The organism is Staphylococcus hominis subsp. hominis (assembly GCF_002901845.1).
GTDB lineage: Bacteria > Bacillota > Bacilli > Staphylococcales > Staphylococcaceae > Staphylococcus > Staphylococcus hominis.
In genome coordinates this window covers 372,152-398,231 of sequence record NZ_PPQE01000030.1, presented here as the reverse complement: position 1 = coordinate 398,231, position 26,080 = coordinate 372,152, and the positions used below count along the sequence as shown (strand labels likewise).

Sequence of the window (26,080 nt, the reverse complement as noted above, 5' to 3'; positions counted from 1 at the left end):
TGGTGATGATATTGCTTTATATGGTGAAGATGGAGTACTTTATGGTACTTTAAAACTTGAAGAAAAATATACGTATGATAAAGAAAAAGAAGCTCAAAATGTCTACGGTACGACTGAAGAAGCGCATCCAGGTGTCAAAAAAGTATATGAAAAAGGGAACGTTTATTTAGCAGGTCCTATTCAATTAGTAAATCGTCCTAAACATGATGAATTTTCAGATTATCATTTAGATCCTGCTGAAACACGCCAATTGTTTAAAGACTTAGGGTGGAAAACAGTAGTCGGATTTCAAACACGTAATCCTGTCCACCGCGCACATGAATATATTCAAAAATCTGCATTAGAAATTGTAGATGGTTTATTATTAAATCCTTTAGTTGGTGAAACTAAAGCGGATGATATCCCTGCAGATGTCCGTATGGAAAGTTATCAAGCTATCTTGAAAAATTACTTTCCTAAAGATAGAGCACGTTTAGTTATCTATCCCGCAGCGATGCGTTATGCAGGTCCACGTGAAGCAATTTTACATGCTACAGTTCGTAAAAATTATGGTTGTACACACTTTATTGTTGGACGTGATCACGCAGGTGTGGGTGATTATTATGGTACTTATGAAGCACAAGAACTTATCTCTCAATTTGAAGATGAATTAGATATTCATATTCTAAAATTTGAACATGCATTTTACTGCAAAAAATGTAGCAATATGGCTACAGCTAAAACGTGTCCACATGATGCATCAGACCATGTACATTTAAGTGGTACAAAAGTGAGAGAAAAATTACGTAATGGCGAATCATTACCAAAAGAATTCTCAAGACCTGAAGTTGCAGAAGTATTAATTAAAGGATTAAGACAAAAGTAATTTGGGGGAGTATATAACATGAGTCAATTAACAAATATTACATGGCATGATTCAGAAGTAACTAAAGAAGATAGACAACGCCAAAATGATCATAAAAGTGCTGTCATTTGGTTTACAGGTTTATCTGGTTCTGGTAAGTCAACAATCTCTGTGGCACTTGAAAAAGCGCTATTTGAAAAAGGTAAACATTCATATCGATTAGATGGTGATAATGTCCGACACGGTTTAAATAAAAACTTAGGATTTAGTCCAGAAGACCGTAAAGAAAACATTCGTCGTATTGGTGAAGTAAGTAAATTGCTTGTAGATGCAGGAACAATTGCAATTACTGCATTTATTTCTCCATATAGAGAAGATCGTGATGAAGTACGTGATATTTTAGAAGATGGAGAATTCATTGAAGTATATACGGAGTGCAGTGTAGAAGAATGTGAGAAACGAGACCCTAAAGGTTTATATGAAAAAGCACGTTCAGGTGAAATTAAAGAATTTACAGGAATTAGTGCGCCTTATGAAGCGCCAAAACATCCTGAAATAACTATTAATACTGAAACACAAAGTATAGATGAATCAGTTGAACATATTCTTAATTACTTAAAAGAACACAAATATATTTAATGAATAACCAAACGAGTGAGATAACGAATTTAAAATGAATGTTGTCTCACTCGTTTTTTTGCTATAAATTCTTGAAAATAATAGTTAATATTCCCTTATTTTATGAAATAAAACATATTTAAAATAATCAGATATATTACACCATCTGTAATGACACTGTTGATTAAATTGATAAAAAGACTGATAATAAAGCATTTTGAGTGATGTAACAAAAGAGAGATTTAATTACAAAAACCGTCGTATTATTATGATTCAATTACAAGGTATTAACAACGCCCACAAACGCTTGTTTATCTGATAAAGTATATCTTGTCGTTAATTAACGAGTAAAAATAATTCGAAGTAATTGAATATTGAGATGTCATTTGAAAGTAGCCACGTGATAAATAAAGGAAGAATGTTTTAAGTTTCTAGGAGGATATTTAATTATGAAAAAAATCGCTACAGTAACTATCGCCACAGCCGGAATCGCTACAGTTGGATTTGCGCATCATGACGCACATGCAGCGGAAAATAATGGATATAATCCTAATGATCCAACTTCATATAGCTACTCTTATACAATTGATCAACAAGGCAACTATCATTACACATGGAAAGGTAATTGGAGTCCTGATCGTTTAAATCACACTAATGATTCAAATCATAGTCAATCTAACTATAATAATAATTACAGTAATAATAGCTATAATTACAATAGTAATTATTCATATACAACAAACAATAACCAAACATCTACTAACAATAATCAATCTTATACAACTAATAATACGACAGGTGGATTAGGCGCTAACACTGCATCAACATCAAATAGTAATGTAAAAGTTACAACTCAAAGTGCACCAAGAACACAATCAACTGCTTCGACTCAAGCATTTTCAGGTAAAACAAATTCAGGTGCGAATTACTATACTTGGGGTCAATGTACGTATTATGTATATGATAAAGTTGGTGGTTCAATCGGTAACACTTGGGGTAATGCAAATAACTGGGCTAACGCAGCAGCGCAATCTGGTTATACTGTAAACAATACACCTAAAGCAGGTGCTGTGATGCAAACAACTCAAGGTGGTTATGGTCACGTTGCATATGTTGAAAATGTAAATAGTGATGGTTCTGTTACAGTATCTGAAATGAACTATCAAGGCGTAGGTGTAGTATCTACACGTACAATTTCAGCAAGTCAAGCAAGTTCATACAATTACATTTCATAATTTAAGGAAATAAATGGTTTAAACATTAATGTAAAATAAAGACTAAGATATTAAAACAATAACGTTGTTTAAAAGAGCAAGTATATGAATTCAAAACGAATTTTAACTTGCTCTTTTTTTATTTTTAAAAATTATATTTAATATGATTTAAATCGCTTTATAAAGGGAATATATAACTACTAGTTCTTATAGTGTTCAAATATAAAGGTGGTGATTCACAATGGCGTTAGGAGTACTTCAATGGATCCTAGTGATCGCAATTGTGGTAATTACGATTGGCGTCATATTTGGTCTCATTTGGGGTTCGCTTTTTGAGGAACGCTTTTATAGAAGTCGTTCTAAAAAAGAAGAAGAAGCACGTATTGAGAAAAATCTTAAAATGGCAAAAGGCCATACCGATGATGACGTAGCATATGATGAAGAAGGTCGTGCATCACTCAACGAAGATGATAAAAAACAATAAATATTCATAAACCTTTAAGAATCCGTTTGATTTTTAAAGGTTTTTTCTTATCAAAATATTTATATTAATTAACTTTATGCAATTATATACTTTTAACAAATAAAAGTGATAAAATAGATATGTTAAAAAATTCACATGAATTATTTAAAGTTAGGAGTTATTATAATGCTACTGTTTATAGTAGAAATTATCATAATGATTGTAGCCATTATGCTAGGATTGCGCACAGCAGGTGCTTTAGGCTGTGGTATTTTTGCTATTGTGGCCCAACTGATTATGATATTTGGTTTTCAACTTCCTCCTGGTTCTGCCCCTGTTACAGCAGTCCTAATTATTCTGGCAATTGGTATAGCTGGAGGAACGTTACAAGCTACAGGCGGAATTGATTATCTTGTCTATCTTGCTTCGAAAATCATTGAACGGTTTCCAAAATCAATTATTTTTATTGCACCGATGATTGTATTTGTCTTCGTATTTGGAGTAGGGACTGCAAACATTGCTTTATCACTAGAACCTATTATTGCTCAAACCGCAGTAAAAGCTAAAATCCAACCTAAGCGACCACTCATTGCTTCAGTATTAACTGCTAATTTGGCTTTACTTTGTAGTCCAGCTGCATCCGCAACAGCCTATGTCATTTCAGTACTTGCAGGTCATGACATTTCAATGGGTCAATATTTGAGTATCGTCTTACCTACATCATTAATCACTATGTTTATGTTAAGTATATTTTGTACGTTTGTAGGACGTAAAAATACAATTACTGAAAGTGAAATTGCCCATACACCTGACGTTGAAGTAAATCATGCTTTTTCTACTAGAGTAAAGATAGGTGTTTTAGCATTTATTTTATGTGTGTTTGGTATTCTTACATTTGGTATTTTTCCTCAATTCATGCCTTCGTTTAATGTCAATGGAAAAGATGTCACTGTATCAATGACAGAGATTGTACAATTCTTTATGTATTTAAGTGCAGCAATTAATTTATTGATGTTAAAAGTGAATACGAGTGATATTCTCTCTTCAAATATTACACAATCTGCTATTGGCGCATTATTTGCAGTACTCGGACCTGGTTGGTTAGGTGCGACAGTATTTAACGCACCTCATAATTTACATATCATACAAAATGATGTTGGCAAAACGATTCAACATATGCCCTGGCTTGTGATTATTCTTGTAGCTGTAGTAGCGATGATTGTTATTTCACAAACAGCAACAGCATCGATTATGGTCCCCATCGTCATGAGTATGGGAATTCCACCCATGTATTTTGTAGCAATGGTACAAACATTAAATGTTAACTTTGTTATACCTGCGCAACCAACGTTATTATTCGCAGTTAATTTAGATGAAACAGGACGTACACGACCTACAAGCTTTATTATTCCAGGATTCTTTGCAATAGGTATTTCAGTTATTGTTGGTTTTATAATAAAAATAATATTAGGATATTAGTTTATAATAGAGTATTATTCATATAAACGATGTAAAGTTTCATGAAAATTTAATAGATTGAGAAGACCTTTTGTGCCTTTTTGAATATTGAAGAGAAGAATGTGAATTCTATTATGAATTGCATTCTTCTCTTATTTTTAATTTAAAACAGAGAATTTCAAAAAAATATATATTCATTAAAAGTGAATAAAAATTCAATGTTTATAATTTAATATTTGTTTAAAACGTTTATTTTTAATTTAACACTATTGATATAGTTAAATTTTTCGATAGTTTTAATGGAATAAAATATATAAATATTCAGTTTTGCTCAAATAATTTTATGAATGTAATTTGCATTTTTATTTAATTTTAGATATTGTCATCATGTGGTTCATTCACGTAAATACATTATAAGTCGTACATATAATATTCAAAGGAGGATCTTAGTTGAAAAAAGAAAAAATAATGGATTGGCCTACCTTTATAGGTACTGTTATTGTCTTACTTGCAGCAGTTATACCTATGATGGTCTTTCCAAGTGCAAGTGAGAAAGTTATTACTGATATAAATAGTGCTATTTCTAACTCGATAGGATCTGTTTACTTATTTATAGGTTTAGCTGTTTTATCCTTTGTACTCTATATTGCTTTCGGCCGATATGGTAATGTGACTTTAGGAAAAGCAAGTGATAAACCTGAATTCAATAATTTTAGTTGGGCTGCAATGCTATTTTGTGCAGGTATTGGTTCAGATATTCTTTATTGGGGTGTTATCGAATGGGCCTTCTATTATCAGGTACCTCCAAATGGGGCTAAAGGAATGACTGATGAGGCGCTTACATATGCAACGCAATATGGTATGTTTCATTGGGGACCTATTGCATGGGCAATTTATGTATTACCAGCTTTGCCTATTGGCTATTTAGTATTTGTAAAGAAACAACCAGTATATAAAATTAGTCAAGCTTGTCGTCCAGTACTGAAAGGACAAACTGATAAATTTTTAGGTAAATTAGTAGATATCTTATTTATATTTGGACTATTAGGAGGAGCGGCAACCTCTTTAGCATTAGGTGTGCCATTAATTTCTTCTGGAATTGAACGATTAACAGGTATAGATGGAGACAATATGGTTATTCGCTCAATTATACTTTTCACAATCACAGTCATTTTTGCAATTAGTTCTTATACTGGTTTAAAAAAAGGAATACAAAAATTAAGTGATATTAACGTATGGTTATCATTCTTACTACTTGCATTTGTATTTATTGTAGGTCCAACAATTTTTATTATGGAAACCACTTTAACTGGCTTTGGGAATATGATGCGAGATTTCTTCCATATGGCAACATGGATGGAGCCATTTGGTGGAATTAGAAACCGTAAAGAAACAAATTTCCCTCAAGATTGGACGATATTTTATTGGTCATGGTGGCTTGTATATGCCCCATTTATTGGTTTATTTATTGCTCGAATTTCAAAAGGTCGTCGTCTCAAAGAAGTCATATTAGGAACAATTGCTTATGGTACATTGGGATGTGTCTTATTCTTTGGTATTTTTGGTAACTATGCCGTTTATTTACAAATTAGTGGACAGTTTAATGTGGTTGATTTTTTAAATAAACATAGTACTGAAGCAACAATTATAGAGGTTATGCACCAATTGCCAATGGGTTCTTTAATTATAGTGTTGTTCTTAATATCTGCATTTTTATTCTTAGCAACGACTTTTGATTCAGGTTCTTATATTTTAGCAGCTGCTTCTCAGAAGAAGGTAATAGGGGAACCATTAAAAGCGAATCGTTTATTCTGGGCTTTCGCTTTATGTCTATTACCTTTCTCCCTTATGTTAGTTGGTGGAGAACGAGCTCTTGAAGTGTTAAAGACTGCTTCATTATTAGCAAGTGTACCACTTCTATTTATATTTACGTTTATGATGATATCCTTTATTATCACACTTAATAAAGATCGGATTAAACTGGAAACAAGAGCAGATAAACTAAAAGAAGTAGAACGACGTTCACTTCGTATTGTTCAAGTTAAATCAGATCCTGAAGACGATAATTTATAATGTGAAAAATGATAGTACATTTAAAAATCCTCAGAAATTAGATAATAAATCTAATTTCTGAGGATTTTTGAATCATATTGATAATGAAGTAAGTTATAAATCTTCTTCTTTTGGTATAGGATAATGTTCGAAAATGTCTCCAGATTCAATCGCAGAGCTTAAATTTTTTAACCATTTATAATATAATTTTGTGTGGTTCAATTGGGATTGTATACTATCTATTTTTTCTTTTTCTTCTTCACTTAAATTATTAGTTTGTATTATGTTGTGAAGAATGTTTTCTGCTTTTTTCGTCGCTTCTAAATTTGTATCGACTTCACGTTCCCATTTTTGTGTGAAAAAGTTTCGAAAAAAAATAAAAAAATCTTTCTCGGCTATAAAATGTTGTTTGCGACTGCCACGGGTAAATTGTTGCTTAACGATATCGTATTCTTGCAATTTTTTTACACCAGCACTCATACTAGGCTTGCTCATTTGTAAATGTTCACGCATTTCATCAAGCGTCATACTACCTTCAAAAACCATCGTACCGTAAAGATTACCAACACTACGGTTTGTACCATATAAATCCATGGTTTCACCAATTGAGTTAATAACTAAATCTTTCGCTTCCTCTATTTTTTGATTAATATTATAAGAATTGCTCATATTGCACCTCACTTATTTTCATCTTCATAAGATGTGAAATATTAACACAAATTTTACATTCTCACTCATTATATGATTTTTTCTTAAGAGTTTCAAAAGTCAATTTTAATTCCCACAATATTTAAAATGATATAAAAAAATATATAAAGATGATTTTTGCAATGAAGTAAGAAATATGATAAGCTACTTTTGTAAAATTCGTTAAATAAAAATTTAACAAACTTAACGGGGGTAGTATGATGGAACTTGTAAAAGCATTGTCTAATCGCCAATATATCAATGGTGAATGGGTAGAGAGCGCTAACAAAAATACTAGAGATATTATTAATCCATATAATCAAGAAGTGATTTTTACTGTTACTGAAGGGACTAAGAAAGATGCAGAACAGGCTATTTTAGCAGCACGTCGTTCATTTGAAAATGGTGAGTGGTCACAAGAAACAAGTGAAGTCAGAGGTAAAAAAGTAAGAGCAATTGCTGATAAAATTACAGAAAATCGTGATGAATTAGCCAAATTAGAAACGCTAGATACTGGTAAGACATTAGAGGAATCTTATGCAGATATGGATGATATTGCAAATGTGTTTAATTATTTTGCAGGTTTAGCGGATAAAGACGGAGGAGAAATTATTGATTCTCCAATACCTAACACTGAAAGTAAACTTGTCAAAGAACCTGTAGGTGTAGTTACACAAATTACGCCTTGGAATTATCCATTATTACAAGCTTCATGGAAAATTGCACCTGCATTAGCAACTGGTTGCTCATTAGTAATGAAACCAAGTGAAATTACGCCATTAACAACAATTCGTGTATTTGAATTAATGGAAGAAGTTGGATTCCCTAAAGGGGTTATCAACCTAATATTAAGTAGTGGTGAAGAAGTAGGAGATACATTATCAGGTCATAAAGAAGTTGATTTAGTATCATTTACGGGTGGAATTGAAACTGGTAAACACATTATGAAGAATGCTGCAAATCATGTAACTAATATTGCATTAGAGCTTGGCGGAAAGAATCCAAATATTATTTTTGATGATGCTGATTTTGAATTAGCTGTAGATCAAGCATTAAATGGCGGATATTTCCATGCAGGTCAAGTTTGTTCAGCAGGTTCAAGAATTTTAGTGCATAACGATATTAAAGATAAATTTGAAAAAGCATTAATTGAACGCGTTGGAAAAATTAAATTAGGTAATGGATTTGATAGTGATACAGAAATGGGTCCAGTGATTTCTCCAGAACATCGAGATAAAATTGAAAAATATATGAAAGTTGCTAAAGATGATGGTGCAACCATTGCTATCGGTGGGAAACGTCCAGACGATGAAGATTTAAAAGATGGTTTATTCTTTGAACCAACTGTAATCACTAATTGCGATACTCATATGAGAATTGTTCAAGAAGAAGTATTTGGTCCTGTTGTTACAGTAGAAGGGTTCGATAATGAAGAAGAAGCGATTGCACTCGCTAATGATTCAATTTATGGTTTAGCAGGTGCAGTATTTTCTAAAGATATAGGAAAAGCACAACGTGTAGCTAATAAATTAAAACTAGGCACAGTTTGGATTAATGACTTCCATCCTTACTTCGCTCAAGCGCCATGGGGTGGTTATAAACAATCTGGTATTGGACGTGAGTTAGGTAAAGAAGGATTAGAAGAATATTTAATATCTAAACATATTCTTACAAATAGAAATCCAGAACCTGTAAATTTCTTTAGTAAATAACTTTTACAATTTAACTATAAAGGACCGTAGGCGTATTATTTTACGGTCCATTTATTTTGAAGTATAAAGATGTATCAAATCAAACTAAATTGTATTTAAATAGAAGAATTATTTTTTTACGGGAGGACGGCAATATATGAGTAAAAATCAATCATATGATTACGTAATTATTGGTGGAGGAAGCGCTGGATCAGTATTAGGAAATCGTTTGTCAGAAGATAAAAATAAAGAAGTACTTGTACTAGAGGCAGGACGTAGTGATTATCCATGGGATTTATTTATACAAATGCCTGCAGCATTGATGTTTCCTTCAGGAAATCCATTTTACGATTGGAGATACCAAACTGAAGAAGAACCGCATATGGGACGTAAGGTAGACCATGCTCGAGGTAAAGTATTAGGTGGTTCAAGTTCAATTAATGGCATGATTTATCAACGTGGTAATCCAATGGATTATGAAGGCTGGGCTGAACCAGAAGGAATGGAAACTTGGGACTTTGCACATTGTTTACCTTATTTTAAAAAACTAGAAAAAACATTTGGAGCTGCGCCATATGATAAATATAGAGGACATGATGGTCCGATTAAATTAAAACGTGGGCCAGCCACAAATCCATTATTTAAATCATTCTTCGATGCAGGTGTTGAAGCAGGTTATCATAAAACAAACGACGTCAATGGATATAGACAAGAAGGCTTTGGTCCATTTGATAGCCAAGTACATAATGGTCGTCGTGTTTCAGCTTCACGTGCCTATTTACGTCCTGCAATGAAGCGTAAAAATTTAACAGTTAAAACACGTGCATTTGTTACTAAAATACATTTTGAAGGTAAGAAAGCTACTGGTGTAACGTTTAAACGTAATGGTAAACTTCATACTGTGAATGCCGGTGAAGTGATTCTTTCAGGTGGTGCATTTAATACACCTCAGTTATTGCAATTGTCTGGTATCGGTGATTCTGAATTCTTAAAATCTAAAGGTATAGAACCACGCATGCACTTACCTGGTGTTGGAGAAAACTTCGAAGACCATTTAGAAGTATATATTCAACATAAATGTAAGCAGCCAGTTTCACTACAACCAAGCTTAGATGTAAAACGTATGCCTTGGATTGGATTACAATGGATATTTGCACGTAAAGGTGCAGCAGCTTCAAACCACTTTGAAGGTGGCGCTTTTGTTAGATCTAACAATCAAGTTGCATATCCAAATTTAATGTTCCATTTCTTACCGATTGCTGTAAGATATGATGGTCAAAAAGCACCAGTGGCGCATGGGTATCAAGTACATGTTGGTCCTATGTATTCAAATTCACGTGGTAGTTTAAAAATTAAATCAAAAGATCCATTTGAAAAACCAAGTATTGTATTCAATTATTTATCAACAAAAGAAGATAAACAAGAATGGGTTGAAGCAATTCGAGTAGCACGTAATATTCTATCTCAACCTGCGATGGATCCATATAATGGCGGTGAAATCTCACCAGGACCATCTGTACAAACAGATGAAGAAATTCTTGATTGGGTACGTAAAGATGGTGAAACTGCTTTACATCCTTCTTGTAGTGCTAAAATGGGGCCAGCGTCAGATCCAATGGCAGTTGTAGATCCATTAACTATGAAAGTACATGGTATGGAAAATTTACGTGTTGTTGATGCGTCTGCTATGCCTCGCACTACTAATGGTAATATTCATGCACCAGTTTTAATGCTCGCTGAAAAAGCAGCTGATATCATTCGTGGTAAAAAACCATTAGAACCACAATATGTTGATTACTATAAACATGGTGTTAGTGATGAAAACGCTGGAGCAATGGAATTCGATCCATACTATAAACATTAATAAAATAGTTATATGAAATAAGGGTTGGAATCAAAGATGATTCTGACCTTTTTATTTTAAATATCCCCTTCTACAACATTTTTAATACGTAAAGGCATATAATGAATGAAAGAGAAGGAGTGAAATGAAATAATTAAAGATTTAGTGCAACGTTTACAAGATAAGGAAAAACGTATGATCGAGGTTCGCAGACATTTACATGAATATCCTGAGCTATCATTTCATGAAACTGAGACACCCAAATATATTGCTAATTTTTATAAAGATAAAGATTGTAAGGTAGAAACAAATATAGGACAACATGGTGTAAAAGTGACGATAGATAGTGGTAAACCTGGGAAAACGATTGCTATTCGAGCAGATTTTGATGCGCTTCCCATTCAAGAAGATACTGGTTTATCATTTGTTTCTAAAAACGAGGGAGTCATGCATGCGTGTGGACATGATGCACATACAGCATATATGCTTATTTTGGCAGAAACATTGATAGAAATGAAATCTCAGTTCAGTGGCAAAGTAATTGTTATTCATCAACCCGCTGAAGAAATGCCACCTGGTGGAGCTAAAGGTATGATTGAAGATGGCGTATTGGATGGCGTGGACCATGTTTTAGGTACCCATGTGATGACTAATATGGCGCCTGGTAAAGTCTATTATCATAAGGGTAACGTTCAAACAGGACGTTCTTACTTTAAATTAATTGTAAAAGGTGAAGGAGGACATGGTTCTTCTCCGCATACTGCAAATGATGCGATTGTAGCGGGAGCTCATTTCGTTACTACCGCTCAAACAGTGGTCTCACGTCGTCTTAATCCATTTGAAACGGGTGTCGTCACAATTGGATCATTTGATGGTAAAGGTCAATTTAATGTGATTAAAGATAAAGTAACCATTGAAGGTGACGTTCGCGCTTTGACAGATGCTACACGTGATCGTATTGAAACGGCTTTAAAACAAATGGTTCACGGTTTGGAAGAAACATTTGGTGTAAATTGTGAGTTTACATTTAGTAAAGATTATCCTGCATTGTATAATGATCCTGACTTTACTGAATATGTTGCAGAAACAATTAAACAGTCAAAATTAGCTGATGTTAAAGGCGTAGAAATATGTGAACCTCAACCGCCATCTGAAGATTTCGCTTTTTATGCTAAAACATTGCCAAGTACTTTTATATATTCTGGAGCAAAACCTAGAAAGGGTAAAGCATATCCACATCATCATCCTAAATTTACGATTGATGAATCAAGTATGTTAGTTGCAGCAGAAGCAGTAGGTGCTGTGGTATTAAACTATCTAACTATTGAATAAGTAGTCATACTATATTATATATTTATAAGAAATCAATTTACATTTTTAAAGTAGAAGTCGAGTTGATATTCTAGTATTAAAGAATGTGTCATGATAGTATTATTCTATATCTAGATATTGGGGTGAGTTGATGAGTTTCTATGATTTTATGCAAGGATTTATTGATGATAAGACCCCATTAGGTGAACTTGCATCATGGATAAATCAAGACCAAGATTTTCCAAAACATGAATATCTTGCTGAAAATATACTTGATTACTTTTCTAAGATGTCGATGTTAGATCATGAATGCTTAGAAATTGTTAAACGTTCCCTTTCGTTATATGAAGGAAGATAGATGTGAATAGCAAAAATAAAAAATGATAGCTTAAAGCTAGTTAAGAAATGAAGGAACAAAGAAATGACTTTAACTGATAGTTATAAAACATATGTCATAGAAGAAAAAGAAGATCAAACGATGTCTATCGAAAAAAATAATGATGTTCAATTATATACAGTACTTGAGTCAATAAATGAGTTAACAAACGATTCAATGTGTGTTTTAAATCACTTGTTTGTTAATGAAGGTAATGAACCTCAATTTGAATCTAAATTTTTAAAGCGCACTAAATATTTACAAGATGTGTCAGGATTCAAAGCTTTACGTTTTTTACGTCCTCAAACTAAGCATCGTCATTATATTATTTTGACGTTATGGAAAGATCGACAATCGTTCTATGATTGGCAAAGTTCAGACGCTTATGGTAAAACGCATAAAAAAAGAGGCACTAAACAAGGTGTCGATAATAAAATAGTTAATCGCGATTTATCTTATAATGTAAGAATAGAACTTGCTAATTTAGAAACGAGTATTGATATAGATAATATGTTTAATATTCAAAGATTAAGTTTCTAAAAAAGTAATATACTGGTATAGAAACTTAATCTTTTTTATATTTAAAACAAATACCGCGTAGAATTGCATGAAATTAAGATGTATGATTTTATGAACAATGAAGACTTAAAAATTGGAAGGAAAGTAAAGTAATGAATCATTTAAATTTATTAGCACCAGAAACATATAATATTGTATCTGAAATAGAAAAACATGCTTCAAATCAAAATAAACAAGCAATTATTTATGAAAATGGTATAGAAGAACCCATTAGTGTGACATACTCTGAATTAATTAAAAACGCTAATAAAGTAGGACATGTATTATTAAACCATGGACTAAAAAAAGGCGATAAAGTGTTAATCATGATGCCACGTGCTATCATCACGTATGAACTTTATATTGCAGCATTAAAATTAGGTATTGCAATTATCCCGAGTTCTGAAATGTTAAGAACAAAAGATTTACAATATCGTATTACGCATGGAGAAATTAATGCAGTTATTGCGTTAGCTGATTTTATAGAAGAATTTAGAGATATTAAAGAATATCATGAATTAACAAAATTTGTTATTAATGGAAATGAAGAGAATTGGATTAGTATTGAAGAGGAAAAAGTAAAGCAAAGTGATGAATTAGACACAGCCAATACAACAAGAGATGATGTTGCTATTTTATCTTATACTTCTGGAACTACAGGTAATCCAAAAGCTGTTACACATTCTCATGGTTGGGGATATGCTCATATGAAAATGGCACCTGAACATTGGTTAGCTATAAAAGAAGATGACTTGGTGTGGGCAACAGCTGCACCTGGTTGGCAAAAATGGGTATGGAGTCCATTCCTATCTATTATGGGATCAGGAGCGACAGCATTTGTGTATAATGGTAAATTTAATCCTTCTCGTTATTTATCATTATTACAAAAATTTAAAATTAATGTGCTTTGTTGTACACCAACAGAATACCGTATGATGGCAAAATTAGATAACTTAGATAAATACAATTTAGATCATTTACACAGTGCAGTATCTGCAGGAGAACCATTAAATAGAGAAGTAGTTGAACAATTCCGTAAACATTTTAATTTAACAGTGCGTGATGGATATGGACAAACAGAAAGTACGCTATTAATTGGTTTCTTAAAAGATACAGAACAACGTCCTGGTTCTATGGGTAAAGCTATTCCTGGTAGTCGTGTAGCAGTTGTTGATGACGAGGGAAACAAAGTGGATACAAATGTAAAAGGTAATATAGCATTACCACTTGATTTCCCTGGATTATTTAAAGGTTACTTTAAAGATGAGAAACGTACAAAAGATGCACATGCAGGAAATTATTATATTACTGGAGATTTAGCACATATCGATGAAGATGGTTATTTCTGGTTTGAAGGTCGCCGTGACGATATTATTATTAGTTCTGGCTATACTATTGGACCTTTCGAAGTTGAAGATGCACTCACAAATCATGAAGCGGTAAAAGAATGTGCAGTTGTAGCAAGTCCACATCCAATTCGTGGCAATATTGTTAAAGCATTTATTATTTTAAAAGAGGGTTATAAACCAAGTGATGATTTAGTGAAAGAGTTACAAACTTTCTCTAAAAAAGTAGTCGCACCATATAAATATCCACGGGCGATTGAATTTGTAGAAGATTTACCCAAAACAAACTCTGGCAAAATTCGTCGTGTTGAATTACGCGAAGCAGAACGCACAAAACATAACAACGCTCAAAATAAATAATCATATGCATCACACTGATAAATTAGTATGTCACTAATTTATCAGTGTTTTTTTATGATGAGCATACTGATGTATCAGATAACATCAATGTTGGAAATATGTCTATATTTAAAAAAATTGAAAATAAAGATAATTTTAATTGTATTTCATGCATTATTATGACATACTTTTAAATAATTAGTATGACATAATAAAAATTTGAGGTGATTTATAATGACTAAATATATTTATGCATTTGATGAAGGACAAAAATCAATGAGAGATTTATTGGGAGGTAAAGGAGCTAATCTATCTGAAATGAAACGCTTAGGTTTACCTGTACCAGATGGTTTCACCATTACCACAACAGCATGTATTGAGTATTTAAAACAAGGGAAGTCATTATCTACTGAGATCAAAACAGAATTAATTGATCACTTGGCTTCATTTTCAGAGAGAACCGGAAAAATCTTCTCTTCTGATACGAATTTATTGCTTGTTTCTGTAAGAAGTGGGGCAAAAATTTCTATGCCAGGAATGATGGATACAATATTAAACTTGGGTTTAAATGATGAAAATGTAGAAAAATTAGCTGAAAAAACTGGGGATAAACGTTTTGCTTATGACTGTTATCGTCGTTTATTACAAATGTTTGGTGAAGTCGTATATAGTGTGCCTATGCAAGCATTTGATACATATTTCGAACAGTATAAAAAACAACATCATTTTGAGAATGACGCTGCCATTAGTGCAGATGGTTTAAAAGAAATTTGTAAGCGCTTTAAAGAGATATATGTAGAAGAAGTACATCAACCTTTCCCGCAAGAGCCTTTGAAACAACTGGAAGAAGCTATAGAAGCTGTATTTAAATCTTGGGATAATGATCGTGCTCGTATTTACCGAGATTTAAATGATATTCCACACGACATTGGTACAGCAGTAAATATCCAAGAAATGGTTTTCGGTAATAGTGGAGATAATAGTGGGACAGGCGTTGCTTTTACACGTAATCCAGTGACTGGCGAAAATAAATTATTTGGTGAATATTTGCTTAATGCGCAAGGAGAAGATGTTGTTGCAGGTATTCGTACACCTAAAGATATCTCAACATTACACGATCAAATGCCAGAGGTTCATCAAGAATTTGTAGATGTGACAAAACAATTAGAAAAACATTATAAAGATATGCAAGATATTGAATTTACAATTGAAAATGGACAATTATATTTACTCCAAACTCGTAATGGTAAACGTACAGCACGTGCGGCTATTCAAATTGCTGTAGATTTAGTGAATGAAGACATTATTACTAAAAAAGAAGCAATGAAAAAAGTTGAAGTAAAATCAATTGATCAACTTTTACATCCTAATTTCGATGAGTCTTCATTAAAAGAAGCAACAGTTGTATCTAAAATGGGATTGCCAGCGAGCCCAGGTGCTGCAACAGGTCAAATTGTATTTACTGCTGAAGAGGCGAAAGCACAATCAGAGCAAGGTAAAAAGGTGATCTTGATGAGACCAGAAACGTCTCCTGAAGATATTGAAGGTATGATTGCAAGTGAAGCGATTGTAACCACACATGGTGGCATGACGTCTCATGCAGCAGTTGTAGCTCGTGGAATGGGTAAATGTTGTGTGACAGGATGTTCTGATTTAGAAATTAATACGAGTGCTAAGACGGTATACTATGGCGATCAAACACTACATGAAGGAGATATGGTTTCAGTTGATGGTTCAGAAGGTGACATTTATTTAGGTGAGATTAAAACAGTCAATGCTGAGCATAGTGAGTCATTCAATCAATTTATGGAGTGGTCAGAAAAAACAGCTCGTTTAAAAGTACGTATGAATGCAGAAACACCTCAAGATATTAAAGTAGGTTACCAATTTGGCGCTAAAGGCATCGGATTAGTACGTACAGAGCATATGTTCTTTGGGGCTGAGCGACTAGTAGAGATGAGACGTTTCATTCTATCATCCTCTCGTGAAGATCGTCTCGAAGCACTTAATCATATTAAACAATATCAAGTAGAAGACTTTAAAGAAATTTTTAAATTATCAGGTGAACATCCTACCATAGTGCGTTTACTTGATCCGCCATTGCATGAGTTCTTACCACATTCTGAGGAAGATATTGCGAATGTTGCGAAGCAATTAAATATACCGAAGGAAACATTAGATAAACGCATTGTGGATTTAAACGAAGTGAATCCAATGCTTGGACATCGTGGTTGTCGTTTAGCAATCACATACCCTGAGTTATATGAAATGCAAGTAGAAGCGATTATTGAAAGTGTATTTAAATTAAAAGAAGAAGGCATTCAGTGTAAACCAGAAATTATGATTCCGTTAGTGTCTACAGTAGAAGAATTTACCACTTTAAAAGAAAACCTTGTTAAGACGATTACCCAATTAGAAAAACAACATCAGAAAAGCGTAGATTACTTAATGGGAACAATGATCGAAACGCCTCGTGCATGTCTTATTTCAGACGAATTAGCAAAACATTGTGATTTCTTCAGCTTTGGTACGAACGATTTAACACAATTGTCATTTGGTTTTTCTAGAGATGATGCAGGGAAGTTTATAAATGTGTATACTGAAAGAAATATATTGAAACTTGACCCGTTCCAAACATTAGATAAAGATGGCGTTGGAAAACTAATTGAAGTGGCAGTTAAACAGGCAAAGAAAGTGAACGAAAATATTAAGATTGGTGTATGTGGTGAATTAGGTGGAGATGCGAAATCTATTCATTATTTCAATCACTTATCAATTGATTATGTATCATGTTCACCATTCCGAATTCCAGGAGCAATTTTAGCGACTGCTCAAAGTCAAGTGGAGGAAAGTGAGTAATCAAAAATGAATGAAGTCGAGTCACAAGCGCATAATTTAAAATTGTTTATTGTTTCAGATTCAATTGGAGAAACTGCTCAACGTATGATTCATGCAACCTTAACCCAGTTTCCAGATTTAAATAATGTAGAAATAAAAAAATTTCCTTATATTAAAGATGAGGAAGAATTTTTAAATATATTAAATTTAGCGAAAGAACACAACGCAATAGTAGCTACGACATTAGTAAGTGAATCATTTAATGCACTTGGTCACGAATTTGCTAGAGAACATGATATCCCATATGTAGATTATATGTCTGATTTAATTAGCATTGTTGAACACGTGACAGGTGAAAAACCATTGATGGAAAGTGGTGCATTAAGAAAGTTAAATGAAGCTTATTTTAAGCGTATTGAAGCCATTGAATATTCAGTTAAATATGATGATGGTAAGCATTTTTCTGATATAGGTGAAGCAGATGCATTGATTGTAGGGGTATCACGTACTTCAAAGACACCATTAAGTATGTATTTAGCGAATAAAGGCTACAAAATAGCAAACATTCCTTTAGTACCTGAAGTTAGTATTCCAGACAGTGTTTTTAAGCAAAAAGGGTTACAAGTATTTGGATTAACTGCAAGTCCACAGTATATTGCAAATATACGAAAAAGTCGTGCTGAAACATTAGGTTTGTCAAAAGCGTCTCAATATAATAATTTAAATCGTATAAAAGAAGAACTCAGTTATGCAGAAGAAGTATTTAAAAAATTAAATGCTACAGTGATTAATACTGAGTATAAATCAATTGAAGAATCAGCTTTTTATATTGAAAAGTTTTTACAAAATAATAAATAATCATCATATAAGGTTGTAAGTAAATCATTAAGTGATTGTAATGACATCATGTTATAATAAAACTTTGATCATTCAACTAAACATTCTTACTGTTTAGCTTATATTAATAAATCTTTCTGCTTAATTTAATGATAATGAATTCATTAATTCAAATAATTAAGTTTTTCTGATTTACAATTGACAATATTTGTTTTAACATAGTAATGAAAGACTTAACACATTACTAAAAACAATATATTGATTACTAGATATTAGGGAAACAAGAGCAACAGGTAATTATATTATATTGTGAAACATAATTTTTGGAGAGGTGTACAAACATGACAGAATCAAAAGATATGATTATTGTCGGTGCTGGTGTAATTAGTACAACAGTTGCATCTATGTTCAATGAACTTGTACCTAACTGGAACATCGATCTTTATGAACGTTTAGATCGTCCAGGTATTGAAAGTTCAAATGAACGTAACAATGCTGGTACTGGTCACGCTGCATTATGTGAATTAAACTATACTGTAAGACAACCAGATGGTACGATTGACATTGAAAAAGCAAAAGAAATTAATGAACAATTTGAAATTTCTAAACAATTTTGGGGTCATTTAGTAGAATCAGGACAAATTAAAGATCCTAGAGATTTCATTCATCCTTTACCACATATCAGTTTCGTACGTGGTAAAAACAACGTTCAATTCCTAAAAGAACGTTACGAAAAAATGAAAGATTTCCCAATGTTCGATGATATCGAATATACTGAAGACATCGAAGTAATGAGAAAATGGATTCCATTAATGATGCAAGGTCGTTTCGATGATGGCTTAATGGCTGCTAGTAAAATCGACGAAGGTACTGACGTTAACTACGGTGAATTAACTCGTAAAATGGCACATAACTTACAAAACGACGATTCAAACGTAAACGTCAACTATAATCATGAAGTACAAGACTTCAAACGTTTATCTAACGGTAAATGGCAAGTTAAAATTAAAGACTTAGCTAACAATAAAGTCTTTACTAAAGAAGCTGACCATGTATTCATCGGTGCTGGTGGTGGATCTATTCCATTATTACAAAAAACTGGTATCGAAGAAGGTAAACATATCGGTGGTTTCCCAATCATTGGTCAATTTATCGCTTGTACAAATCCAGAAGTTATCGAACAACATGATGCGAAAGTTTATGGTAAAGAGCCACCTGGCACACCACCAATGACTGTTCCTCACTTAGATACTCGTTATATCGATGGTGAAAGAACATTATTATTCGGACCATTCGCAAATGTTGGTCCTAAATTCTTAATTCACGGTTCTAACTTAGATTTATTCAAATCAGTTAAACCACACAATATCACTACGTTATTAGCTGCAGCAGTTAAGAATATGTCATTACTTAAATATTCATTTGACCAAATCATCATGACTAAAGAAGGTTGTATGAACCACTTACGTACGTTCTACCCTGAAGCTCGTGATGAAGATTGGCAAGTATATACTGCTGGTACACGTGTACAAGTTATTAAAGATGATGAAAAAGAAGGTAAAGGATTCATCCAATTCGGTACAGAAGTGGTTGACTCTAAAGACCACTCTATCATTGCTTTACTTGGTGAATCACCAGGGGCTTCTACATCAGTTTCAGTAGCGTTAGAAGTTATCGAAAGAAACTTCGAACAATATTTAGATGAATGGAAACCAAAAATCAAAAAAATGATTCCTTCATATGGTGAATCATTAATTCATGATGTTGACTTAATGAGAAAAACTCGTCGTTTAACATCTAAACAATTAGAATTAGGTTTCTATGAAAATACTAATGCTAAATAAGAAAAATTAGAAAACTGTTAACAGGACATCACGTTCTGTTAACAGTTTTTTTATTAAATAAATTTAATGGTTATAACTGCTTAAAAACATGAAAAAAGTGATGAGCACGTTACTCATCACTTTTGAATAAAAATCTGACTATTAATTTTTATTTACTGAAGCATCGTAGATTGAATCTACTGCATCGCCTAAAGCTTTATCAAATTCTTCTTTTGATTGGCCTGCACGTAAATCACTTGCTAATGCACGTGAGAAGCTTGCAATTAATTCATCATTGTCTTTTAATAATTTGTTTGCTTCGTCTCTGCTGTAACCACCAGATAATACAACAACACGAACAACATTTGGATGATCAGCTAATTCTTTGTATAAGTTAGCTTTAGTAGGGATAGTTAATTTTAACATTACTAATTGATCATCATTTAAAGAATCTAAGCCTTTTTTAAGTTCAGCTTTTAATACTTCTTCGATTTCAGCTTTGTCTTTAGCGTTAATGTTTACTTCAGGTTCAATGATAGGTACTAAACCTTTAGCAATGATTTTTTTAGCAATTTCAAATTGTTGTTCAACAACGTCTTTGATACCTTGTTCATTTAATTCTAAGATGTTAGAACGCATTTTAGTACCGAAGATATGACGTTCAACTGCACGGTCTAAAGTTTCATCTAAGTTGTCGATAGGTTTCATTAATTGGACACCATTTTGCTCTTCAGCTAAACCTTTGTCGACTTTTAAGAAAGGAACGACACCTTTATCAGCTAAGTAGTCACCAGTATATTTACCTTCAACTTCACGATCCATAGTTTGTTCAAATAGAATCGCACCTAAAATTTTATCTGAAGTAAATGAAGGTGAAGTGACAACACGTGTACGCATATCATGTACAAGTTGGAACATTTCGTCATCATTGCTGTATTGATCTTCGTTTACACCATATTCTTTTAATGCTTTTGGAGTACTACCACCACTTTGGTCTAATGCAGCGATGAATCCTTTCCCATGACTTACTTTTTCTAATTGTTCTTTATTCATTATGCCTTTCACTCCTTTAATAAACTTTCAATATTATTATCGTAAAAAATAATAATATTCTCAAGTATAAAGTAATTAATTATTGAAATTTCTTAATTAACAATTTACAATTTTATGAAATTACCGTATTTTATACATTTAATGTAAACATTCAAACATATTCAAAGGGGATTGTTATGAAACAACGTATATTAATTATTGGTAGCCCTGGTTCTGGAAAATCAACATTGGCATATCAACTACGCTTAAAATATCAACTGCCACTTTACCATATTGATCAAATTCAATGGCTTAATAATAAAAACGTCATTACTTTTGAAGAATTAAAACAAAAACTTGAATCTATTGTAGTAAAAGAGGAATGGATTATTAATGGAAATGATTCTAGTACACTTAGTATGAGATTAAAATATGCAACTAAAGTCATATGGATTAAAGAACCAAAAGTAAAATGTATATTTAGAGTAATCAAGCGTTACATATATTCACTATTTAAAAGAGAACATATCGGAGGAAATCCTAAAACATTAAGTTTTGAATTTATTAAGTATATTTGGGATTTTCCTAAAAATAATGAGCAATTTATCATGCAACAAATGAAAAGATCAATACCAAATGTTCAGTGGATCATCGATGATTCTAAAGCATTATCTTTACGTTTTCTTTAAAAAATATAAACTAATTTCTTTAAAATTTTAATATATGTAATTATTAAATAGAATATTTTATAAAACTTTAGTGTATTGTATATTTTTTGTTGAAATATGCTATTCTAAAATAAGTTAAGTTCTTATTAATTGAAGTTAGTCTTTATTTTTAAATCGTTTATATATGATAACTAAGTTCTTAATTAATACGTATATACTTTCTTGGAGGAACAGTAATGAAGAAAAATAAAATTTTTGCTGTATTAACAACAAGTGCTCTATTACTGGCTGCTTGTAGTAATGGAGATAATGCATCTGATAGTGGACAAAAAGATGGAAATCAGAAAAATGAGCAATCTAGTAATAAAAGTGGTAATAGTCAAAGTGATGCATTGAAAAAGAATAATGATAAAAATACAAATGAAAATAAAGTAGATTATCCTAAAGATGGTGTTAAAGGGATTTATGTAACAAGTAATTCTACACAGGGCAAAAAAATGGATGAGTTAGTTAAATTCATCAAAGATTCTAATTTAAATACCATGGTTATTGATGTGAAAGATGATACAGGTAACATTACTATGAAATTAAATACTGGCAATAAACAAGTGGATAAAAATACGCTTGATATTGTAGATGGTAAAAAATTATTAAAAAAACTGCATGATAATAATATTTACCCAATTGCACGTATTGTAACATTTAAAGATACAAAATTAGCAAATGAACACCCTGAATGGACATTCAAAAATAGTGATGGTTCTGTTTGGACAAATGGTAAAGGGGATAGCTTTGTTAATCCATTTATGAAGGAAGTATGGAAGTATGATATTGATGTTGCAAAAGCAGCTGCAAAAGCAGGCTTCCAAGATATTCAATTTGACTATGTACGCTTCCCTGAAGGATTTGAAAATCAAGCGGATAGCTTAACGTATAATAAAGGGGAATATAAAAATAGTCAGATGAGTTCAGGCGACCAACGTGTAGATACAATTACTAAATTCTTAGAATATGCAAATAAAGAATTAAAACCAATGGGCGTCAATGTGTCAGCTGATGTATTTGGTTATTCTGCATTAGTTGAAAATGCACCTGGTATTGGTCAAAGTTTCCCTAAAATCTCTAAAAATGTAGATGCCATTTCATCAATGATTTATCCATCTCATTGGAGCAATGGAGATTTCGGTTTACAAGCACCAGATACGGAACCATATAAAACAGTTAATCGTTATATTCAAAAAGAAAATAGTTTATTAGATACATTAGGTAAAGATAAGCCTATTTCAAGACCATGGATTCAAGACTTTACCGCTTCATATTTAGGTGCTGGTAATTATATTGATTATGATACAAGAGCGATATCTGAAGAAGTTCAAGCTTTAAAAGATAACGGGGTTAATGAATTCTTATTATGGAATGCAGGTAATGATTATACAGAAGGTGTTAATTATAATCCTAAAAAAGGTAATGCTAAAGAACAAGACCCTGAAGGTGTAGAACAAACTAATGACAAAGAAGATCAACATTCTGATAGTCAAGATAATGAACAAGCGGATAATAAAAATAAATAATATGGAGACAATTTCTCGTATATTCATTTAGTATGGAAATGATTTATCTTGTAGACTATTTAAACGAAAGGAATGCGTCAGAATTCATTTTGAATTCCTTGACGCATTCCTTTTTTTATTTATTAGAAATGTTCAGTAGATAAATAAGAATGACTATGATGTTTTTGTTTTAGTAATAATGAAGTTCCCATAACTAATAGAAGTGAGGCTAAAAGTTGAATTGAGTGTTGTTGTGTATCGTCACCAGTACTTGGGAGTGTTTTAACAGAAGATTGTGAGGTTTGAGTATCTTTAAGTGACTTAGATGATGGCACCTCAGAAGAAGCAACCGTTCCTACATAATAACGGTTGAGTTCACGTGCACAATCAACAGAATTAACTTGTTTATGATTAGAAGAGGTTGTTTTAGCGGCTTTAGCGATACCTGATTCTGCATGAATGCGTGTATCTTGAAGTTGATTAAAGTCACTATATCTACCATTTTTGTACTCAACTTCGCCATTTTTATGAACTTTATACATTCCATTGCCTTCATTTAATCTATTATGACTTATAATTTCAAAGTAGTCTCCTTTGTCAACAGTACGACCCAATCGTTGTAGGTTTGGATTACCTCCACTATTAGATAATGCATCTGTAGCAATTTGTTTAGCATTTTCTTTAGTCACTAAGTTAGTAGTATGTGCTTCTACAGATTGAGTCGTTGTAAGTAGCATTGTACTTGTTAAAAGTGTAGATGCAACGAAAGATACTTTCTTCATAATGAAAACCCCATTTCATTCATGATCAATTACAACTAGAGTGTAGCATTTGAATAGATCAGAAACAGGGATTTTAAAAAAAACATAATAAATCTTTAACTTAACTTAAAGAATAAATAATTTGTAAACATTAAATCAATATTTATCACATGATTTATATAGGACATTAATACTTCTTTTTAGAAAAATATGGAATGGAACAAGCCATTAAAATCATAAAAATAATATGAGCAATCATCCATAAACCGTATTCATTCCAGCTAAAGTGAAAGAATGAACGCTTTGCCATAACGACGAGTGACGGATAAAGAGAGGCAAAAACAATCATTAATAAGACATAACTTATTTTATATAATGGTTTAAAGACGTGATAAATAAGTAAGAAAATAAAATATATTAACCATCCTATAAAAACATGAATGGCTAGTTCTAATAATAACGGCGTTTTGCTTGGATCAATTAAGAAATCGATGTTAATTAACAATAAAGTAAGATGAGTCGATTGAACTATGCCATCCATGATAGTCATTGTAATTAATAAGATAATACTTATAACTAAAGCACTAAGACAATGATAAAAATAACGGATCATAATTTTCCTTCCTTCTTATATACATACTATAAGAATATTCCCTGAAATATTCGATTTAACACTTTTTAAATTTTTAGAATATTGAAAAAACATGTTGACCAAAGTTTAAATCAATGATAAGTTATTAATAATTCAATAATCTATTAACTCTTATCAAGAGTGGTGGAGGGATGTGCCCTACGAAACCCAGCAACCGTCATTGTATGACATGGTGCTAATTCACATAAAGTTAATCATACTTTAGAAGATGAGAGAAAGTGTGTCGATGCTTTCTCTTAATAGTTGAAAGTATTTTTTTATGTCTTTACATATCTAGTAAGAGGAAATGAGAATTGAAAATTTATAAAAAGGTGTCAATACATATGAAAAAATTAATAGGTATGATCAGTATTTTGTTAGTAACGATAACGCTAGCAGCTTGTGGAAATCAGAAAGAAGATAATAAAAAAATTACCGTAGCAGCGTCGCCAGCACCTCATGGTGATGTGTTAAAAAAAGCTAAGGAAGAAATGAAGAAAAAAGGATATGATTTAGAAGTCAAAGAAGTTAATGATTATAAGGTGCCTAATAAATTATTAGATAAAGGCGATGTTGATGCGAACTTCTTCCAACATGTCCCATATTTGAATGCTGAAAAGAAAAGTCATGGTTATAAAATTGAAGAATTAGGTAAAGTGTTTACAACGCCTATGGGTGTATATAGTAAAAAATATAAAAATTTAAAAGACATTCCAGATGGATCGACGATTTACGTTTCTAATAATCCTGCAGAAGAAGGACGTTTTTTATCTTTCTTTGTTAATGAAGGATTAATTAAATTAAAAAAAGGCGTTAAAATTGAAAATGCAAAATTTGAGGATATTGCTGAAAATAAAAAACACTTGAAATTTAACCATCAACAAGGTGCAGAGTTTTTACCAAAAACATATAAGAATGGTGAAGGAGCTGCAGTCATTATAAATTCAAACTATGCGCTTGATAATGGTTTAAAACCGTCTAAAGATGCTATTGTTATGGAAGGTAAATCATCACCATTTGCGAATACGATTGCCGTTCAAGAAGGTCATAAAAATGATGAAAAATTCCAAACATTATTAAAAGTTATGCAATCTAAAGAAATCAAAGCGTATATTAAAAAAGAATATGGCGATGATGTTA

General features: G+C 32.1%; 22 protein-coding genes and 1 riboswitch. Of the genes, 18 read left to right on the top strand and 4 right to left on the bottom strand.

Annotated elements, in window-relative coordinates:
- The 6 genes from sat to CD034_RS11015 all read left to right on the top strand — a co-directional run.
- On the top strand, positions 1-865 hold an 865-nt coding region (sat, locus tag CD034_RS11040), incomplete at its 5' end, for a sulfate adenylyltransferase (RefSeq protein WP_258026852.1).
- 18 nt (positions 866-883) lie between these two features.
- Entirely contained in the window at positions 884-1,483 is a 600-nt protein-coding gene (gene cysC / locus CD034_RS11035) for an adenylyl-sulfate kinase (RefSeq protein ID WP_103288399.1), read from the top strand.
- Between the two features lie 428 nt (positions 1,484-1,911).
- Complete coding sequence (locus CD034_RS11030; protein ID WP_002449208.1) at positions 1,912-2,697, top strand: CHAP domain-containing protein; 786 nt, start codon at positions 1,912-1,914, stop codon at positions 2,695-2,697.
- A gap of 220 nt (positions 2,698-2,917) precedes the next feature.
- Entirely contained in the window at positions 2,918-3,160 is a 243-nt protein-coding gene (locus tag CD034_RS11025) for a hypothetical protein (protein WP_002449304.1), read from the top strand.
- 165 nt (positions 3,161-3,325) lie between these two features.
- On the top strand, positions 3,326-4,618 hold the full coding sequence (locus tag CD034_RS11020) for an anaerobic C4-dicarboxylate transporter family protein (RefSeq protein WP_049432788.1): 1,293 nt from the start codon (positions 3,326-3,328) through the stop codon (positions 4,616-4,618).
- A 429-nt stretch (positions 4,619-5,047) separates the two neighbouring features.
- Complete coding sequence (locus tag CD034_RS11015) at positions 5,048-6,670, top strand: BCCT family transporter (protein WP_019835179.1); 1,623 nt, start codon at positions 5,048-5,050, stop codon at positions 6,668-6,670.
- 93 nt (positions 6,671-6,763) lie between these two features.
- On the opposite strand, the gene cudC is transcribed toward CD034_RS11015, so the two are convergent.
- Positions 6,764-7,318: a choline uptake/conversion transcriptional regulator CudC gene (gene cudC / locus CD034_RS11010; RefSeq protein ID WP_103288398.1), complete on the bottom strand. Its 555-nt coding sequence runs from the start codon at positions 7,316-7,318 to the stop codon at positions 6,764-6,766.
- Positions 7,319-7,557: 239 nt separating this feature from the next.
- Between cudC and betB the strand changes: the two genes are divergently transcribed.
- The 9 genes from betB to lqo all read left to right on the top strand — a co-directional run bounded on the left by betB (position 7,558) and on the right by lqo (position 20,319).
- Positions 7,558-9,048, top strand: a complete 1,491-nt coding sequence (gene betB, locus CD034_RS11005) for a betaine-aldehyde dehydrogenase (protein WP_037555815.1) — start codon at positions 7,558-7,560, stop codon at positions 9,046-9,048.
- A gap of 136 nt (positions 9,049-9,184) precedes the next feature.
- Positions 9,185-10,891, top strand: coding sequence for a choline dehydrogenase (betA, locus tag CD034_RS11000; protein ID WP_002449442.1), 1,707 nt, complete (start codon positions 9,185-9,187; stop codon positions 10,889-10,891).
- Positions 10,892-11,065: 174 nt separating this feature from the next.
- Entirely contained in the window at positions 11,066-12,202 is a 1,137-nt protein-coding gene (locus CD034_RS10995; protein WP_277950988.1) for an amidohydrolase, read from the top strand.
- Positions 12,203-12,332: 130 nt separating this feature from the next.
- A complete protein-coding gene (locus tag CD034_RS10990) occupies positions 12,333-12,539 on the top strand; it encodes a sterile alpha motif-like domain-containing protein (RefSeq protein WP_002449386.1) in 207 nt (68 codons plus the stop codon).
- Between the two features lie 63 nt (positions 12,540-12,602).
- Positions 12,603-13,097: an antibiotic biosynthesis monooxygenase family protein gene (locus tag CD034_RS10985; RefSeq protein WP_103288397.1), complete on the top strand. Its 495-nt coding sequence runs from the start codon at positions 12,603-12,605 to the stop codon at positions 13,095-13,097.
- A gap of 131 nt (positions 13,098-13,228) precedes the next feature.
- Complete coding sequence (mbcS, locus tag CD034_RS10980; RefSeq protein WP_103288396.1) at positions 13,229-14,821, top strand: acyl-CoA synthetase MbcS; 1,593 nt, start codon at positions 13,229-13,231, stop codon at positions 14,819-14,821.
- Positions 14,822-15,034: 213 nt separating this feature from the next.
- Entirely contained in the window at positions 15,035-17,659 is a 2,625-nt protein-coding gene (ppdK, locus tag CD034_RS10975; RefSeq protein ID WP_002454797.1) for a pyruvate, phosphate dikinase, read from the top strand.
- 6 nt (positions 17,660-17,665) lie between these two features.
- A complete protein-coding gene (locus CD034_RS10970) occupies positions 17,666-18,496 on the top strand; it encodes a pyruvate, water dikinase regulatory protein (RefSeq protein WP_002449455.1) in 831 nt (276 codons plus the stop codon).
- Positions 18,497-18,816: 320 nt separating this feature from the next.
- Positions 18,817-20,319, top strand: a complete 1,503-nt coding sequence (gene lqo / locus CD034_RS10965; RefSeq protein ID WP_002449218.1) for an L-lactate dehydrogenase (quinone) — start codon at positions 18,817-18,819, stop codon at positions 20,317-20,319.
- 141 nt (positions 20,320-20,460) lie between these two features.
- Here the strand turns inward: lqo and CD034_RS10960 are convergent, their stop codons facing one another.
- Positions 20,461-21,351, bottom strand: coding sequence for a fructose bisphosphate aldolase (locus CD034_RS10960; protein ID WP_002449395.1), 891 nt, complete (start codon positions 21,349-21,351; stop codon positions 20,461-20,463).
- 176 nt (positions 21,352-21,527) lie between these two features.
- Between CD034_RS10960 and CD034_RS10955 the strand changes: the two genes are divergently transcribed.
- Together CD034_RS10955 and CD034_RS10950 are read left to right on the top strand one after the other, a co-directional pair.
- Entirely contained in the window at positions 21,528-22,019 is a 492-nt protein-coding gene (locus CD034_RS10955; RefSeq protein WP_103288395.1) for a P-loop NTPase family protein, read from the top strand.
- A 215-nt stretch (positions 22,020-22,234) separates the two neighbouring features.
- Positions 22,235-23,569 carry a putative glycoside hydrolase gene (locus CD034_RS10950; protein WP_002488281.1) on the top strand — a complete coding sequence of 445 codons (1,335 nt, stop codon included), beginning with the start codon at positions 22,235-22,237 and terminating at the stop codon, positions 23,567-23,569.
- A gap of 122 nt (positions 23,570-23,691) precedes the next feature.
- Here CD034_RS10950 and CD034_RS10945 read toward each other — a convergent pair whose 3' ends face one another.
- Together CD034_RS10945 and CD034_RS10940 are read right to left on the bottom strand one after the other, a co-directional pair.
- Positions 23,692-24,330 carry an LPXTG cell wall anchor domain-containing protein gene (locus CD034_RS10945; protein ID WP_002454800.1) on the bottom strand — a complete coding sequence of 213 codons (639 nt, stop codon included), beginning with the start codon at positions 24,328-24,330 and terminating at the stop codon, positions 23,692-23,694.
- 166 nt (positions 24,331-24,496) lie between these two features.
- The gene (locus CD034_RS10940) at positions 24,497-24,922 is read right to left on the bottom strand and encodes a hypothetical protein (RefSeq protein WP_002449431.1); all 426 of its coding nucleotides are present in this window, start codon (positions 24,920-24,922) and stop codon (positions 24,497-24,499) included.
- 147 nt (positions 24,923-25,069) lie between these two features.
- Positions 25,070-25,176: riboswitch (SAM riboswitch) on the top strand.
- Between the two features lie 108 nt (positions 25,177-25,284).
- On the opposite strand from CD034_RS10940, the gene CD034_RS10935 reads away from it, so the two are divergent.
- The coding region (locus CD034_RS10935; RefSeq protein WP_103288405.1) for a MetQ/NlpA family ABC transporter substrate-binding protein at positions 25,285-26,080 on the top strand (796 nt) is incomplete at its 3' end.